The organism is Serratia proteamaculans, from assembly GCF_949794035.1.
Classification (GTDB): domain Bacteria; phylum Pseudomonadota; class Gammaproteobacteria; order Enterobacterales; family Enterobacteriaceae; genus Serratia; species Serratia proteamaculans.
The window spans coordinates 2711897-2729759 of record NZ_OX461105.1; the positions used below are offsets into that span (position 1 = coordinate 2711897).

The 17863-nt window shown below is 55.9% G+C and carries 13 protein-coding genes; 5 read left to right on the forward strand and 8 right to left on the reverse strand.

Annotated elements, in window-relative coordinates; translation table 11 throughout:
* Positions 1-164: 164 nt before the first annotated feature.
* Positions 165-1439 (forward strand): Glu/Leu/Phe/Val family dehydrogenase, encoded by a 1275-nt coding sequence (locus QOT07_RS12700; protein WP_099062074.1) that lies wholly within the window; start codon positions 165-167, stop codon positions 1437-1439.
* A 55-nt stretch (positions 1440-1494) separates the two neighbouring features.
* Here the strand turns inward: QOT07_RS12700 and QOT07_RS12705 are convergent, their stop codons facing one another.
* A complete protein-coding gene (locus QOT07_RS12705; RefSeq protein WP_283603288.1) occupies positions 1495-3033 on the reverse strand; it encodes a long-chain-fatty-acid--CoA ligase in 1539 nt (512 codons plus the stop codon).
* Positions 3034-3244: 211 nt separating this feature from the next.
* On the opposite strand from QOT07_RS12705, the gene QOT07_RS12710 reads away from it, so the two are divergent.
* Positions 3245-3814, forward strand: a complete 570-nt coding sequence (locus QOT07_RS12710) for a DJ-1/PfpI family protein (protein ID WP_283603289.1) — start codon at positions 3245-3247, stop codon at positions 3812-3814.
* A gap of 86 nt (positions 3815-3900) precedes the next feature.
* Here the strand turns inward: QOT07_RS12710 and QOT07_RS12715 are convergent, their stop codons facing one another.
* From QOT07_RS12715 to QOT07_RS12735, 5 genes are all read right to left on the reverse strand, one after another.
* Positions 3901-4278, reverse strand: a complete 378-nt coding sequence (locus tag QOT07_RS12715; RefSeq protein WP_099063033.1) for a DUF1493 family protein — start codon at positions 4276-4278, stop codon at positions 3901-3903.
* Positions 4279-4460: 182 nt separating this feature from the next.
* Positions 4461-5915: an efflux transporter outer membrane subunit gene (locus QOT07_RS12720; RefSeq protein WP_283603291.1), complete on the reverse strand. Its 1455-nt coding sequence runs from the start codon at positions 5913-5915 to the stop codon at positions 4461-4463.
* A 1-nt stretch (position 5916) separates the two neighbouring features.
* Positions 5917-9072, reverse strand: a complete 3156-nt coding sequence (locus QOT07_RS12725) for an efflux RND transporter permease subunit (RefSeq protein ID WP_283603293.1) — start codon at positions 9070-9072, stop codon at positions 5917-5919.
* Between the two features lie 2 nt (positions 9073-9074).
* Positions 9075-10229 (reverse strand): efflux RND transporter periplasmic adaptor subunit, encoded by a 1155-nt coding sequence (locus QOT07_RS12730; protein ID WP_283603294.1) that lies wholly within the window; start codon positions 10227-10229, stop codon positions 9075-9077.
* Between the two features lie 147 nt (positions 10230-10376).
* Entirely contained in the window at positions 10377-11891 is a 1515-nt protein-coding gene (locus tag QOT07_RS12735; RefSeq protein ID WP_283603296.1) for an MDR family MFS transporter, read from the reverse strand.
* Between the two features lie 43 nt (positions 11892-11934).
* Between QOT07_RS12735 and QOT07_RS12740 the strand changes: the two genes are divergently transcribed.
* The gene (locus QOT07_RS12740; protein WP_099063029.1) at positions 11935-12630 is read left to right on the forward strand and encodes a TetR/AcrR family transcriptional regulator; all 696 of its coding nucleotides are present in this window, start codon (positions 11935-11937) and stop codon (positions 12628-12630) included.
* A 311-nt stretch (positions 12631-12941) separates the two neighbouring features.
* On the opposite strand, the gene QOT07_RS12745 is transcribed toward QOT07_RS12740, so the two are convergent.
* Positions 12942-14069, reverse strand: coding sequence for an agmatine deiminase family protein (locus tag QOT07_RS12745; protein ID WP_099063026.1), 1128 nt, complete (start codon positions 14067-14069; stop codon positions 12942-12944).
* A 148-nt stretch (positions 14070-14217) separates the two neighbouring features.
* On the opposite strand from QOT07_RS12745, the gene QOT07_RS12750 reads away from it, so the two are divergent.
* Together QOT07_RS12750 and ggt are read left to right on the forward strand one after the other, a co-directional pair.
* A complete protein-coding gene (locus tag QOT07_RS12750; RefSeq protein WP_261417326.1) occupies positions 14218-15081 on the forward strand; it encodes a LysR substrate-binding domain-containing protein in 864 nt (287 codons plus the stop codon).
* 152 nt (positions 15082-15233) lie between these two features.
* Positions 15234-16907: a gamma-glutamyltransferase gene (gene ggt, locus QOT07_RS12755; protein ID WP_283603298.1), complete on the forward strand. Its 1674-nt coding sequence runs from the start codon at positions 15234-15236 to the stop codon at positions 16905-16907.
* A gap of 47 nt (positions 16908-16954) precedes the next feature.
* Here ggt and QOT07_RS12760 read toward each other — a convergent pair whose 3' ends face one another.
* Complete coding sequence (locus QOT07_RS12760; protein ID WP_283603299.1) at positions 16955-17851, reverse strand: SDR family oxidoreductase; 897 nt, start codon at positions 17849-17851, stop codon at positions 16955-16957.
* Positions 17852-17863 lie beyond the last annotated feature (12 nt).

Below are 17863 nucleotides of genomic sequence, written 5' to 3' on the forward strand. Positions count from 1 at the left end.
ATTCATTTTTACCCCTCGAAACCTGCTGGAAACCGGCCCGCAGCCCGATGAGGGGGGGCTAACAAGCTGCGTTTTTAATGGTAAATTTAGCGTCGCAAAAGTGTTATGCACTTAGTAATCCACGGTTAAACAAAATAAATACCTCTATATAAAAAAGGTTGGTTATGGAAAAGCTATCCTACGCTTCAGAAAGCAGCACAACGGCCTGGGCCACCTATCTGCAACAAATCGACCGCGTTGCACCTTACCTGGGTGATCTGTCGCGTTGGGTTGATACCCTGCGTCACCCTAAGCGTGCGCTGATCGTTGATATCCCACTGCAGATGGACGACGGTTCAATCCGCCATTTCGAAGGCTTCCGCGTTCAGCACAACCTGTCGCGCGGCCCAGGTAAAGGCGGCATCCGTTATCACCCGGACGTTGATCTCGATGAAGTCATGGCGCTGTCGGCTTGGATGACTATCAAATGTGCGGCAGTCAATCTGCCTTACGGTGGTGCCAAGGGGGGGATCCGCGTCGATCCTTTCAAACTGTCTGAAGGCGAGCTGGAAAGATTGACCCGTCGCTACACCAGCGAAATCGGTTTTATCATCGGGCCACAGAAAGACATCCCGGCACCGGACGTCGGTACCAACTCCAAAGTGATGGCCTGGATGATGGATACCTACTCCATGAACCACGGCACTACCATCACCGGCGTGGTTACCGGTAAGCCTATTCATCTGGGCGGTTCTCTGGGTCGTGAGAAAGCAACCGGTCGCGGTGTGTTCGTGACGGGCTGTGAAGTGGCGAAACGTCTGGGCGTGCAAATCGAAGGTGCCAAAGTTGCGGTTCAGGGCTTTGGTAACGTCGGCAGCGAAGCCGCCCGCCTGTTTGTGGGCATCGGCGCGCGTGTGGTGGTGATTCAGGACCACTCCGCTACCCTGTTCAACGCCAACGGCATCGATCTGGTTGCACTGACCGAATGGCAAGCCAAGAACAAGATGATTGCCGGTTTCCCTGGCGCCAGCGAAATCGAAAGCGAAGCTTTCTGGTCTGTTGACATGGATATCCTGATCCCAGCCGCGCTGGAAGGTCAGATTACCCGTCAACGCGCAGAAATCCTCAGCGCCAAACTGGTTCTGGAAGGCGCCAACGGCCCAACCTACCCAGATGCGGACGACGTGCTGCGTTCACGCAACATCACCGTAGTACCTGACGTAATCTGTAACGCCGGCGGCGTGACCGTCAGTTACTTCGAGTGGGTACAGGACATGGCCAGCTACTTCTGGAGCGAAAGCGAGATCAACGAGCGTATGGACAAGATCATGACCGACGCTATGGTTCACGTTTGGAACAAAGCCGAAGAGAAAGAGTGCAGCCTGCGCACAGCGGCTTATATCGTCGCCTGTGAGCGTATCCTGACCGCACGTAAAGAGCGTGGCATTTACCCAGGTTAATGCGTTATCTCTCCCGGCTTGCGTTGCAGGCCGGGAGTCTTTCAAAGTGATCCCTTTAGCGCAGCAGCCGCTTCATCACCTTGCCGGTACTGGTCATCGGTAACCGTTCAACAAATTCAACGATACGCGGATATTTAAACGCCGCCAGCCGCTCTCTGGTCCAGGCTATCAACTGATCTTCACTCACCGTTTCATCCACATCCTTTAACACCACCACCGCTTTGATCTCTTCGCCGAGTGACGGATGCGCTACACCAATCACCGCCACAAATGACACCGCCGGATGACGGATCATCAGTTCTTCAACTTCACGTGGGTAGACGTTAAATCCGCCGCGGATAATCACATCCTTCGATCTGTCGACGATAAAATAGAAGCCATCGGCATCACGGCGGGCCAGGTCACCGGTCCTGAACCAGCCCTTTTCCAGCACCTCGGCCGTCGCTTCCGGGCGGTTAAGGTAGCCTTTCATCACGTTGTGGCCACGCACCGCAATCTCGCCTACCTGATCTATCTCCGTCAGTGTTTTACCGGTGACATCGACCAGACGAACTTCAATGCCCCAAATGGGCTGGCCAATAGAGCCGACTTTATTGACTCGGCCCGGGTGGTTAAAGGTCGCAACCGGGCTGGTTTCCGATAAGCCGTAACCTTCCAGAATATTCACGCCGAAGCGCTGGGCAAAGTCCTCGATAATTTGTACCGGCAAACTGGCGCCACCGGATACCGCCATGCGCAGATTTTTACGTAACAGGACAAGGTCCGCGGTGTCATCCAGCGCATTCAGTAACGCCCAGTACATGGTGGGCACCCCGGCAAAAAAGGTGATGGCGTGTGTTTGCATCAGCGCGATGGCCTGCTTCGCATCAAAACGCGGCACCAGAACCAGCGTCGCCGCCAGGGCAAAGCCGGCATTCATCTGTACGGTGGAACCAAAAGTATGGAATAGCGGCAGCGTCACTAAATGGCGATCGGGCTGTTCTACCGAGCTATTGAACAACTGTACCGAACCCAGCGCGTTCAGCACCAGATTGGCGTGCGTCAGTTCAGCCCCCTTGGCGCGTCCGGTGGTCCCGCTGGTGTAGAGGATCACGGCGGTGTCCGACTCCAGCGTGGTGGCACTGTCAAAATCGGTGGGCTGGGTGCTGATAACCTGGCTGAAACGGTCACCTGCCAGCGGCAGGCTGTCGCCGATAATGATAAAATCACGGCACTGTTCAGCAGTGTCAAACGCACGTCGCGCCTCTTCCCCCAGCGTTAATCCGTTACCGCCCTCAAAGCAAAAGAAGAGCACCGCCTGCGAATCCTGCAGATAGTATTCAAACTCCCCCGCCTTTAACAATGTGTTCAGCGGCACCACCACTGCGCCGGCTTTTAGCACGCCATAATAGATAGCCGGAAACTCCCAAATATTGGGGCAGGCCAGCGCCACCCTTTCGCCCGGTTGTACTCCCCGGGCAATCAGCAGGTTGGCGACCTGATTGGCCCGTTGATTCAGCGTGGCGTAGTTAAACTGAGTCTCCTCCTGCACCAACGCCAGACGATCCGGAAATGAACGCGCACTCTCTTCAAGCAATGTAGCCAGATTTAGCATGGGTTTTCTCTAAAGCAGAGACCGGGCAAGCCCGGTGAGTCATCGACTGAGATACTGCGCTACCTCGCTGAGGTTGCTCTACCTGAACAGCCTGAGGCGAAAAAGCCACGGCAATGAAAAGTATAGACCAGGTCATACCAGCGTACAGGTTCGCGTTCCACCGCTCGATCGACTATATGTTAGGGATCATTCCCCCTCCGGAGAGCCCCTGATGAGCAAAAAAAAGATCCTGATGTTGGTCGGCGATTACGCCGAAGATTATGAAACCATGGTGCCGTTCCAGGCGTTGCAAATGATTGGCCACCAGGTGGATGCGGTGTGCCCTGATAAGGTCAAAGGTGACTACATCATGACCGCCATCCATGATTTTGATGGCGCGCAGACTTACAGCGAGAAACCCGGCCACCGCTTCACCCTCAACGCGGACTTTGCGGCGGCAAAAGAAGAAGACTATGACGCCCTGTTGATCCCCGGCGGCAGAGCGCCCGAGTATCTGCGCCTCAACCCGCAGGTCATCAAGCTGGTGCAGGCCTTTGACGCGGTACGCAAACCGATCGCCGCCGTCTGTCACGGCCCACAGCTGCTGGCCGCCGCCGGCGTGTTGAAAGGCAGAACCTGCAGCGCCTACCCGGCCTGCGCCCCTGAAGTACAATTGGCGGGTGGGCACTTTGCCGACATCGGTATCGATCAGGCCCACGTCGATGGCAATCTGGTAACGGCTCCTGCGTGGCCGGCACACCCGCAATGGCTGGCGAAATTTGCCGAGCTGCTGGCTGAATAACGTCATTAAAAGGCCCGCAATCAAGCTGCGGGCCAATATTTTACTTTGTCTGTCCATGGGTTAATTATTCCGCCAACAACCCAGTTTTACTTTAATTGTTCAATCAGAAAATGGATGTCATAGAGCCAACGCCTGGCGCGTGCAGATCGCACCAGCATATAAACATACAGCGGTCGGATCCTTTCCATCTCAAGATCCCAGTAATTTCCACGTCGGTTTGAAGATGAAAATAATAACGTCGACTTTGACTCCTGACGGAAATACAGCTCATGATTGTAATTACTGCTGTCAATTCGGAAGAGATCGAAGTAGACGCGCATCAGCGTCTCCGAGCTGGGTAAAGACAGATTTAGCTCTTTGTTTATTTCTGTTTCAAGCGTTACGTCTATCCCCTTTTTAAGGAGACCGGGCACATTATACTTATCAACCACCGAAATAACCTGTTGCTGAATATCACTATCCATTTCAACCTCAATGTATTTGGCCGCGGGAATGATGCGATAACATTCAGACCCTGCTTCAGGTGGCGAGTTCTGCCACCGGCGGCTATTTTCCTTTTCTTTACAATTTCACCACAGAATGAATATAAAAATACGCAGAGTGTTGTCACCACACTGCGTAATAAGATGATTACTCGTGGTCAATTTTATTGGGTCAGGGAGCTATTATTGGCAATAACGCCATCGCCCTGCTTCTCTGCCGTAATACCGCCACCCAGCACCTTATACAGCGTAATCAGGTTTTGATACTCGGTTTGTTGGGTGGTAATCAACGACTGCCGAGCGGTATACAGCGTGCGTTGCGCGTCCAGCATCACCAGATAGGTATCCACCCCATGGCGATAACGCAGTTCCGCCAGACGGTAATACTCCTGCGAGGCCGCCACATAGCCGGTTTGCGCCGCAAGCTGTTCCTGAATAGTCCCTTTGCGCGCCAATGCATCGGCGGTTTCCTGGAACGCCGTCTGCACCGCTTTCTCGTAGGTGGCGACGTAAAGGTCTTTCTGCGCCTTGGTGTAGTTCAACTGAGCGGTGTTATAGCCGCCGGTGAAGATCGGCAGGCTAATGCTCGGCGCAAACGACCAGACCCCCGCCCCCTTGCTGAACAGCGATGACAGTTCCCCGCTGCCTATTCCGCCACTGGCGGTCAGGCTGATCGACGGGAAGAACGCTGCACGAGCGGAACCGATGTTGGCGTTGGCCGCCTTCAGGTTATGTTCGGCCTCCAGCACGTCCGGCCGGTTCAGCAGCACCTGCGAAGATACATTTGCCGGCAGGTCTTTCATGATGCCGGACAGCGCCGCGATATCCGTGGGTAACAGGCTCTCCGGCACGCCTTGCCCCACAACCAGATCCAGCGCGTTTTTCGCCTGCGCCACACTGGTGGTGTAGCTGGCTACGTCCGAACGCGCCTGCTGATATACCGTGTCCGCCGAAGCCACATCGACCATCGACAAAATGCCGTTTTGCTGATTTTTACGCGTCACGTCCAGCGACAATTTGGCGCTGTCCATGGTGCCTTTGGCGGCGGCCAGGTTGCTGCGCTCAGCCGCTACGTTTACCCAATCGGTCACGATATCGGCGATCAGCGTCAGGCGGGTGCTTTTTGCCGCCTCCGACTCGGCAAGATAGGTTTCAAAGGTCGAGCGCGACAGGCTGCGGTTCTTGCCGAACAAGTCCAGCTCAAACGCGCTGGTGCCGGCCGTGGCTTCGTAACTCTGGCTGATCGCCGTGGCGTTGCCATTGCCGGTCAGTGCCCGGCCACGACTGCCGTCCACACCGGCGTTAATGGTGGGGAACAGATCGGAACGCTGCTCGCCATAGAGCGCTCTTGCCGATTCAATATTGGCAATGGCCTCCCGCAGGTCACGGCTGCTGCTCAGCCCCATCTCGACCACCTGCCGCAGTTTGGCATCGACCACATAGTCGTGCCAGGGAATATCCGGATAACTCAATGACAACTTACCGGAGGGGGCAGCATAAGCGGCTCCCTGTGGCAACGTGGATGGTACCGGTGCCTGTGGGCGCTGATAGTCCGGAGCCAGCGAGAGACATCCCGTCAGCAATAACGGAAATGTCAGAGTAATTAAACGTTGCAGCACATTATTCTCCTGCCTGTGGCGCCGTATTTTCTGTCGGTTTGGCGGCGGCGGTTTTGCGTGAAAACATCCGGCGTACCAAGACGTAGAACAAAGGAACAAAGAAGATCGCCAGTATCGTTGCCGTGATGGTGCCGCCAATAATCCCGGTGCCGATGGCGATACGGCTGTTGGCTCCGGCGCCGCTGGACACCGCCAGGGGTAACACACCGGCGGTAAACGCCAGCGAGGTCATCAGAATCGGCCGCAACCGCATGCGGGAAGCCTCGACCGCCGCGGCGATCAGCGTTTCGCCCCGCTGGTATTTCTCTTCGGCGAATTCAACGATCAGGATGGCGTTCTTGGCCGACAGGCCGATGATGGTTAACAGCGCCACCTGGAAGTAAATATCGTTTTCCAGTCCGCGCAGGGTGATCGCCAACAGCGAGCCGACCACGCCCATCGGCACCACCATCATCACCGCAAACGGAATTGACCAGCTCTCATACAGCGCGGCCAGACACAGGAACACCACCACCAGTGAAATGGCATACAGCGAGGCTGCCTGCCCGCTGGTCAAGCGCTCCTGATAAGACAGCCCGCTCCAGGAGAAGCTGCTGGCGGAGGAGTATTTCGCCGCCAGTTTTTCCATCTCATCCATCGCCGTACCGGAACTGGCACCGGCTGCGCCCTCACCGGTGATCTCAAACGATGACAGACCGTTGTAGCGTGACAAGTTTTCCGGCCCGTAGATCCAGTGGGAAGAGGCAAAGGCCGAGAACGGTGTCATGCTGGTAGTGTCGGTACTGGAAGTCCCTCGCACAAACCATTTATCGAGATCTTCCGGCTTTGAACGGTATTCCACATCACCCTGCATATAGACTTTTTTCACCCGGTTACGGTCAATAAAGTCGTTGACGTAGGTGCTGCCGAAGGCGCTGGTGAGAGTACGGCTGACGTCGCTGGCACTCAGCCCCAACGCCTGCAGTTTGTCATTGTCGATCTCCACCTGCAGTTGCGGGGTATCCGGTAAGGTATTGGCCCGCACCGCACTCAGGCTCGAATTTTTCCCCGCCGCCGCGATAATCTGGTCACGCATCACCTGCAATTGCGCGCGGGTGGTCGCCCCTTTGGCCTGCAGTTCAAAGGTGAAACCGTCGGACTGGCCAAAGCCATCAATCGCCGGTGGGCTCATCGAGAACACCTGGGCGTCGCGGATCTTGGCAAAGTGCGCCATCGCACGTTTGGCAATCGCATCGGCGGTATTGGCACTGCCGGCGCGCAGACTCCAGTCTTTCAGACTGACGAAGGCCATACCGGCGTTTTGTCCGCTGCCACTGAAACCAAAACCGTTAATGGTGAAGATAGTGCTGACGTTGGCCTTCTCGTCGTTGAGGAAGTAATCCTTCACCTCGTCGCTGACCGCAGAGGTACGGGCATTGGTCGCCCCGGCCGGCAGCGTGTACTGCACCATCACCACGCCCTGATCTTCATTGGGCAAGAAGCCGGTCGGCAGCCGCATGTACATCACGGCGGCGGCAATCAGCAACAGGCCGTACAGCAACAGATAGCGCATCGGGCTGTGGATCACCCGGCCGACCTTGTCGGCATACTTCTCCTGCAGGCGGTTATAACCACGGTTAAATTTGCCCAACAGGCCTTTGTTGGTCAGTTCCCCATGTGCGGGTTTCAGCAAAGTGGCACACAGCGCCGGTGCCAGCGTCAACGCGAGGATCACCGACAGCACCATAGAAGCGACGATAGTCACCGAGAACTGGCGGTAGATCACCCCGGTGGAGCCACCAAAAAACGCCATTGGCAGGAAGACCGCCGACAGCACCATGGCAATACCCACCAGTGCGCCGGTGATCTCCTTCATCGACTTTTCCGTCGCCTCGCGCGGTGATAGTTTCTCTTCCCGCATCACACGTTCGACGTTCTCCACTACCACGATGGCATCATCCACCAACAACCCGATCGCCAGCACCATGCCAAATAGCGTCAGGGTATTGATCGAATAGCCGAAGGCAGCGAGTACGCCAAAGGTCCCCAACAGCACCACCGGCACGGTAATGGTCGGGATCAGCGTGGTGCGCAAATTCTGCAGGAACACAAACATAACGATCACCACCAACACCACCGCCTCGACCAGCGTTTTCACCACTTCTTCGATCGAGATATTAATAAAGTCGGTGCTGTCTTTCGGATAGGCCACCTTGTATCCGTTTGGCATCGAGCTTTGGTATTCCGCCACCTTGGCCTTGACCAGTTTTGCGGTATTCAGCGCATTGGCCCCGGCGGCCAGCTTGACCGCAATACCGGATGCCGGATGGCCATTCAAGCGGGCACTGGAGGAGTAATCCTCATTGCCCAGCTCAACTCGCGCCACATCCCCCAGACGCACCAGAGCACCGCTGCTGTCACTTTTCAGGATGATATTACGGAACTGCTCCGGCGTTTGCAGCCGCGACTGCGCCTTCACCGTGGCGGTCAATTGCTGATCGGCACCGGACGGCAAATCGCCGACCTTACCGGCAGAAACCTGGGTATTTTGCGCCTCAATGGCCGTTTCGACATCGGACGGCATCAGTGAATAGGACGCCAGTTTGGTCGGGTTCAGCCAGATGCGCATCGCGTATTCTGACCCGAACACCTGTACGTCACCGACACCGTCGATGCGCGACAGCGGATCCTGAATATTACTGACCAGATAGTCGGATATGTCCGCCATGCTGGCCTTGTCGGTTTCGTCATACAGCCCGACGATCAACAAAAAACTGCTCTGGGATTTTTTGACCGTCACCCCTTGGGCCGTCACCTCGGTCGGCAAACGGCTTTCCGCCTGCTGTACCTTGTTCTGCACCTGTACCTGAGCGATGTCCGGGTCAGTGCCCTGATCAAAGGTGACGTTGATACTTACCGAGCCGTCAGAGCTGCTGGTCGCCGAGAAATAAAGTAGCCCGTCCAGACCGGTGAGCTGCTGCTCAATCACCTGGGTGACGCTGTTTTCAAGAGTCTCCGCATCGGCCCCTGGATAGGTGGCGGAAATGGAAATCTGCGGTGGCGAGACGTCCGGATATTGAGAAATGGGCAGCGAATTGATCGACATCAGGCCGCACAGCATGATGATGATCGCAATCACCCAGGCAAACACCGGGCGGCGAATAAAGAACTGCGCCATGGTTACTGCTCCCCGCCGTTAGCTGCGGCGCTATCCGCCGTTTTTTTCACTTCAACCGCCTTGACCTCAACGCCGGCAGCCACTTTATTGGTGCCTTCGACGATTAACCGATCGCCGGCATTCAAGCCTTTGCTAACCAACCAGTTGCTGCCGATAACCTGCTCGGTGGTGACCGTGCGTTGCTCCACCTTGTTTTGCGCGTTAACCACCAGTGCGGTCGCTTCGCCCTTGGCATTGCGGGTAATACCCTGCTGCGGCGCCAAAATCCCTTTGGGATCGACGCCGTTGTCTACCCTGGCGTGCACATACATCCCCGGCAGTAATTCATGCTCAGGGTTAGGGAACACGGCGCGCAGCGTGACAGAACCGGTAGACTCGTCCACCGACACTTCCGTCAGTTCCAGCTTGCCGGGGTGGGTATAGGGCGTACCGTCTTCGAGTTTGATCGCCACTGGCGTGACATCGTCACGTTGCAATGAAGCCTGTTGTTTACGCAGCTTCAGCAGTTGGCTGCTGGACTGGGTGAGATCGACATAGACCGGATCAAGTGCACGAATGGTTGCCAGTGCATCAGTCTGGCTGGCGGTCACCAGCGCCCCCGGCGTGACCGAAGAAATACCGATACGGCCGGAAATCGGCGCGCGTACCTGGGTATAGGCGAGATTGATTTTAGTGGTTTCCAGCGCGGCCTGATATTGCGCGACGGCGGCTACCGCTTCCAGATAGGTCGCCATAGCGTCATCCGCATCCTGTTTGGAGACGCCATTCTCTTTCACCAGTGCGGCATAGCGCTGGGCCTTCAGGCGGCTTGAATTGACCGTGGCCTGGGCGCTTTTCAACTGGGCGGCGGCCTGATCGTAACTGGCCTGGTAAGTCGCGGGGTCGATTTGATACAACACCTGACCGGCTTTGACCTCCGCACCTTCGGTAAACAGGCGTTTCTTGATGATGCCCTCCACCTGCGGACGAACATCTGAGGTCATGGTGGCGTTTACCCGGCCAGTCAGGTCACTGCTCAGCGTGACCGCTTGCGGCTGCAGCGTTGCCACGCCCACCTCCTGTACGCTGCCTGCCCCGGTAGGTGCACTACCGGTTTGGCCATCACAGGCGGCCAGTATCAGCGACAGGCTGACCAGTAAAACCTTTTTCCTTTGCATCAACTTTCTATCCTATTGAGAACGTTTATTCTCAATATATAGAAAGCGATGTTTTTAGTCTGACAGGGTTACGTAAGGATTGAGTAAAAGTGCATCGCAGAGCATGGGGAAACCGGTACGCCTGCCTTTCACGTACCGGCTCAGGGGTTATTTCTTGCGCAGAGGCACATCTTTCAACAGCCAGGTCAGGGCGAAGGCCAGCGCCATCACCCCCGCCGCAATCTGATACACTGAGTGGATCGCCCCGCCGAAGGCCTGTAAATAGTCGTGTTGCAGTTCCGCCGGCAGATGGTGCACGGCATCGGCGCCCAGTGAACGAGGCAGCTCCGCACCTTCCGGCAGCAAGGTGGTCAGGCGGCTGTGCAGTACATTGGTAAAGATCGCGCCGAACACCGCCACGCCGATGGAACCGCCTATCGAACGGAACAGCGTGGCGCTGGAGGTCGCGACCCCCATATGTTTTGGCTCAACGCTATTTTGCGCCGCCAGGATCATCACCTGCATTACCATACCCAGTCCCAACCCCAGCAGGCTGATGTAGAGATACAGCAAATGCACCGGGGTCGAGTTTTTCAGCGTCCCCAACAACACCATCCCCGCCAGTGCACACAGGGTGCCAATAATAGGGAAAATACGGTATTTACCGCGCTTGCTGATTAACCGACCGCTGACGATCGAACTGAGCATGATCCCTCCCATCAGCGGCAGCAGTTGCATCCCGGCCTGGGTCGGCGTTGAGTCCTTCACCACCTGCAAATACAGCGGCAGGAAGGTCACCGAGCCAAACAACGACATGCCAACGATAAAACCGATCAGCGCACAGAGCACAAAGGTGCGGTTGCGGAACAACCCTAGCGGAATGATCGGCTCGCTCGCCAACCGTTCTTCGTAGATAAAACCGCCCAACGACACCAACGCAAAGGTCAAAATGCACCACAGTTGGCCATCCGACCAGGCCATGACCGTACCGCCCTGGCTGGTAAACAGGATGATGCAGGTCAACGCGGCAGCCAGATAACTGGCACCCAGAAAGTCAATTTCGTGCTTCACCCGGTTAACCTTGGACTGGAACACCGCACCGATCACCAACAGCGCGAAGATCCCCAGCGGCAGGTTGATATAGAAGATCCAACGCCAGGAGAAATGCTGTACCAGTACCCCGCCGATCAGCGGGCCGACTACCGTCGCCAGACCAAACACCCCGCCAAACAGCCCCTGATATCGCCCGCGATCGGCCGGTGGAATAACATCACCGACCACCGCCATGGTCACCACCAGTAACCCACCGCCACCCAGTCCCTGCAGCGCACGCATCAGGATTAACTGTGTCATGTTCTGCGCCAGCCCGCATAACACCGAGCCGAGTAAAAACACCACAATGGCGATCTGCAGCACGATCTTGCGACCGAACAGATCGCCGAACTTGCCATACAGTGGCACCACAATGGTTGATGCCAACAGATAGGCCGTCACTACCCACGAAAGATTCTCCAGTCCGCCGAATTCGCCAACGATGGTTGGCAGCGCGGTGGAGACAATGGTCTGATCGAGCGCCGCCAGCAGCATCACCAGCAGCAGTGCGGAGAACAGCAAACGGATCGAGGGTGCCTGTTCAGATGCCCTGCCGTTATCTTCGTTGCCCGCCAGATTATCAATACCCATTTAGCTGAGCCTGCTTGTAATTAATTAATCGAGTAATTAATATATGAGTTATTCATTTCTCCGGTCAATGGATCTCACCGCGATGACAGCACAAAACGTTCAAAAACCGCGCCGCCCCGGTCGCCCTAGCGGCAGCGCTAATGGCGCAGAAAAACGCGAGCACCTGCTCAACACGGCGCTTAATATGTTTGCCCGTCAAGGCATTGCCGATACTTCGTTGAACGCCATCGCCCGTGAGGCTGGTGTCACTCCAGCCATGCTGCACTACTACTTTCACAACCGTGAACAGTTGCTGGATGTATTGATCGACGAACGTTTTCTGCCGGTGAGGCTCGCTGCCAGCAGCGTTTTTGACGCCAATGCGGACGACCCGGTGGCTGCCATTACCCAACTGGCGCAGCGGTTTATCGATATATCCAGCGAACATCCGTGGTTCCCCCCGCTGTGGCTGCGTGAGGTGATGAGTGATAACGGCGTATTGAAGCAGCGCATGAACGAGCGTTTTGGTGATACCCAACGTAAATCTGCACTGCAATCGATCATCCGTTGGCAAGCGGAAGGCAAACTGCATGCCGGGCTGGAGCCCTCGTTATTGTTTATCACCCTGTTTGGCATGACGTTGCTGCCGCTGGCCACCGCGCCCAAATGGCAGCGTGATGACAGCAACCCATTGAGCGCCGATGTCATCGCCCGCCATGCCATTACGCTGCTGACCCACGGCCTGGGACCAAAGCGCTGAGGTATTGAAAACGGGCATTAATGATTTTACGTTCGCTCGGAGAAATGAGAGATTATGACCTCACCTCTTTAGGATAAAAGGTTTAGCTATGAAGCAGGAAAGGCTCAAAAGATTAAAGCTGGTCGCGGGTGTCTCTTTTAGCGTCTTTTAGTCTACGATTTCATGAGTATTCTGAGATAGGAAATCTAAAGATTTTTTCGATGGAAGCGCCTGAATTTATAGCCTGTGAAATAGCGAACCAGCTTGGCCGACGGCCTGCCCACTGAGTAATAATAGGCAGGGCCAAAGCTGGCCCTGCGCTGTTGGCGGGTTTAAACGGCCGGCAGTTGGTTGGTCACACAGTGAATACCGCCGCCGCCAGCGGCGATGGCATCAATATCCAATTGCACCACTTCACGATCCGGATAAAGCTCGTTCAATAACCGCAACGCTTCAGCATCTGCCTCCGGGTCGCCAAACTCGGGGGCGATGACCGCACCGTTGATCACAAAGTAATTGATGTATCCCGCAGCAAAATCCGGGTTCCCTTTGCTGAAACGGCTGCGGCGCGGTTCCAGCGGGGGCGACATGGTGTGCACCTGTAGCTTGCGGCCATCGGCATCGGTCGCTTGTTTGAGGATCGCCAAATGCGCCTGGGTGACTTTATGGTCGTAAGAGTCGGGATCGGTGTCCAGATTGGCCACCACCACTCCCGGACTGGCAAAGCGGGCATAGAAATCGACGTGGGCATCGGTAATATCCTTACCTTTAATCCCCGGTAGCCAGATGATTTTGCGCAGGCCGAGCATCTCTTTCAACTCTTGTTCTACCCGGTCACGGCTCCAGCCTGGGTTGCGGTTATTGTTGACCCAACTGCTCTCGGTCATGATTCCGGTGCCATGACCATCCACTTCTATGCCGCCGCCTTCGCCTACCAGTCCACTGCGCCGTATATTGGCGACGCCGTAATGATTAGCTTCAAACGCTGCCAGCCGCGCATCATAGGTGTGCTGCTGTTTGTTGCCCCAGCCGTTAAAGTTAAAGTCCACTGCCCCCAGTTTGCCCGTATCGTTGATGACAAAATTGGCGCCAATATCACGCATCCAAATATCATCGAGTTCGGTAACAATATAGGTCACATTGTGGCTGCCGCATTTCTCCTCTGCCAACCGACGCTCGCTCTCGCGGCAGAATACTGTTAACGGCTGATATTGAGCGATGGCGCGAGCTATCCGTCCCAGGGCACTCTGCACACCCGAAGTATAATCAGCCCAAATAGCCCGCTGGGCCCCGAAGGCGATAAACGCGCGTTGTTGCTCCTCGCCTTCATCCGGCATGCGCCAACCCTCTCCGCGCCCGGCCTGCGCTGCATGGGCGGGTAACGTCAGCCCCATGGATGCCGTTAGACTCATGCCGGCAATCAGGGATGCCTGCTTAATAAATTCACGACGCGTTGACATGTTTTGCTCCTGTATTGCCGTCATTGAGATAAGGTATTCTGTTCAGTGAAAGACGGCGTGATTTCGATGTGATACATGTTAAGGCTTCCAATACGGCCATAACAAACGATACATTTAGCGGACACCTGATTAGATAGGCTTATCAATAATGCTAAAACACTGGCCCCCGATGAACGCGTTACGTGGGTTTGAAGCCGCAGCCCGCCTGGGCAGTTTCCACCAGGCCGCCGATGAACTGCACCTCACTCAGTCGGCCATCAGTCAACAGATACGCAGCCTGGAAGCCTTTCTGGAACAACCGTTATTTTTCCGCAGCGGTCGCAGCGTCAGCCTGACCGACGCCGGGCACGATCTCTACAGCACTGCCCAGGTGATGCTGCAACAACTGGCGGTCGGCATCCGCCGCCTGGATCAATACCGCAAACCCAACCAACTGATCGTCAATACCACTCCGGCATTTGCCCGCCACTGGCTGGTACCGCACCTGAAGAGCTTTAATCGGCTGCACCCGGATATCGACCTTTGGCTGTTCACCAGCTTTGATCCCCCGGATATGGTGACGGAAACCGTCGATCTGGCGATCCGTGACGATCTCAGCGCGCAGGCTGAATGCAGCTTCCAGATACTGCATCAGGATCGGCTCTATCCGGCTTGCCATCCTGACCAGCTAAAACTTGACGCTGAGCACCGCACCACCCTGCATGGCGAGCGTGAGATGGACTGGAGCCATTGGGCCGTTCAGGGCGGCGTCAATCTGGGGCAAAGCAGCCATGGGTTGAATTTCTCAGACCCGGGCCTGCTATTGGACGCCGCCTGCGATGGTCTGGGTATAGCGCTGGTCAGCCAATTGCTGGCACAGCAGGCGCTGGCAAAAGGGGTGTTACAACCGCTGACGGAACAAAGCGTGCGCGGCCCCAACTGGGCCTGGCTTGTCCATCATGACAGTGAAAGCAGCCCGCATACTCGGCAGTTTTGTGAGTGGTTGCTAACTCAATTGCCGCCGCCAATTTAACGTTCCAGCTCACGGATCCAGGCGGCAGATAAAGCAGGTCGGATTGAGCGGTGCTACCTTCAATCAGGCGCCCTTAAAACCTCATAGAATGGCGCTAAGTGATTGTTGAAATTGAATTCACCTGTCATCGTTCAATTCGAAAAGGAACCGCTATGCATTCTGGCTTATTGAAAACCTTAGCACTCAGCGTGGCGATTGCCACCCTCAGCCCTTCAGCCTGGGCCGCAAATCTGAACGCTGGTGCTGTGGCAGCACCGGACCAATACGGCGCCAAAGTGGCCGCACAAATTTTACAGGCCGGCGGCAACGCGGTCGATGCGGCAGTCGCTACCGCTTTTACCCTGGCGGTGACCTATCCCGAAGCCGGTAACATTGGCGGCGGCGGTTTTATGACGCTGTACGTCGACGGCAAGCCCTACTTCCTCGATTACCGTGAAATCGCCCCCAAAGCCGCCACCAAAACCATGTACCTGAACGATAAAGGCGAGGTGATTGAAAACCTCAGCCTGGTGGGCACCAAAGCGGCCGGCGTGCCGGGCACGGTGCTGGGGCTGTGGGAAGCGCACAAACGCTTCGGCAAATTGCCTTGGGCCGAGTTGCTGACCCCGGCGATCGGTTACGCACATCAGGGCTTTAAGGTGGCCGATCAGCAATATCAGTACCGTGAAGACGCCAACAAGCTGTTCGCCGGTCAAACCAACTTCGGCGATTATTTTGGCAGCATGAAACCCGGCGCGGTGTTTAAACAGCCGGAACTGGCCAAAACGCTGGAGCGTATCGCCAATAAAGGCGCGGACGATTTCTATCAGGGGGAAACGGCCAAACTGCTGGTGGCCCAAATGCAGCATGATGGCGGCCTGATCACCCAGGCGGACCTGACGGACTATCGGGTGAAATGGCGCGATCCGATGCAGATTTCCTGGCGTGGCAACACCCTTTACACCGCCCCGCTGCCCAGCTCTGGCGGCATCGCGCTGGCTCAGTTACTGGGCATCAAAGAGGATCGCGCTGCCGATTTCAAAGGAGTGGAACTGAACTCGGCGCGTTATATTCACCTGCTGTCGGAAATTGAAAAACGCGTATTTGCCGATCGTGCCGATTATCTCGGCGACCCGGACTTCGCCAAGGTCCCGGTTGCCCAGTTAATCGCCCCAGACTACCTGCAAAAACGCGCGGCGGAAATCAACCCGACGGCCATTTCACCGACCGAAAAAGTACGGCCGGGCCTGGAGCCGCACCAAACTACCCATTTCTCGATTGTTGATGCACAGGGCAACGCCGTCAGCAACACCTACACGCTGAACTGGGACTTCGGCAGCGGCGTGGTGGTGAAAGGCGCCGGCTTCCTGCTGAATGATGAAATGGACGACTTCAGCGCCAAACCGGGCGTGGCTAACGCCTTCGGCGTGGTCGGTAGCGACGCCAATGCCATTGAGCCGGGCAAACGCATGCTCTCTTCCATGAGCCCGACCATTATCACCCGCGACGGTAACGTCAGTCTGGTGATCGGCACTCCCGGCGGCTCGCGCATTTTCACCTCGATTTTCCAGGTGATAAACAATATCTATGATTATCAGTTGCCATTGGACAAAGCGGTGGCCGCCCAGCGCGTTCATCACCAACTGCTGCCGAAAGACACCATCTTCTACGATGGCTTTGCCCCGCTGACCGGCAAAGTGGCCGAACAGTTGAAAGCGATGGGCTATAAGCAGGAAGATCAGGGCTGGTACATGGGGGATATTCAGGTGATCCGCGTCAATGGCGACACGCCAGAGACGGCATCTGATCCGCGTGGTCGTGGTGTGGGCCTGGTGGTGAAGAAGTAATTGAAAATGGCCGGCCCGGTTAAAGCAACCGGCCGGCCAACATGACGCTATTGCTTACGCGTCCAACCGTCCCTTTGGTCATTCTTCACCACTTCAATGAAGGACTCAGGCAGCAGGTTGCGGAACAAGCCATTCTCTTCTTCGATAACGCTGACCATTTTGTCCACCATCTCCTGCGGATCGAACTGATCGAAAGGGAACTTGAGCTTGCTGTGGTCAATAAAGTTCACCTTAGGGTCGTACCACACTTTGAAACTTTCCATCATGCGGTCATTGAAGCCGGTCAGATAAGGGCCGGGGTTGACCGTGGCCACCTTCACGCCAAAATCGGCCAGTTCCATGCGCAAGGATTCGGCAATTGCCTCCAGTGCATGTTTGGACGCACAATAAGCGCCGGTAAATGCACCGGTCAACAAACCGGCAACGGAAGAAACGAACACTATCTTGCCGCTCTTACGCCCCACCATTTGTTTAATAAACCCCTGAGTCAGCGCCATACTGGAAAACACGTTGGTCTCAAACTGGGATCGCAGCACGTCAATAGGCATTTCTGCCACCGCACCCGCTTCGGCAATACCGGCATTGTTGAACAACACGTCAATATTCCATTTCCACGCATACTCCCGATCGCGTGGGTCCAAAATATCCAGCTTTTCAACCTGCAGCGTAACGCCGCGCTGTTTGGCAGCCTCAAGCAACTGGGTGACCTGCGGCGTGAGCTGGACACCGGCGATCACCTTATGCCCGCGCGCTGCCAGTGCCAGTGAAACTTCCCGGCCAAAACCGGACCCTGCGCCTGTCACTAATATTGTTTTATTAACCATCTGATGATTTCCTTTGTTCACATTAATGGGGTTGGCACTCACGGCCATCGCGGGTAATACCGACGTTGCCGCCACCACACCGCTGCTGATAATAAATTTCCTGCGGGTTATTTCAGGCATAAAGCCTCCTTC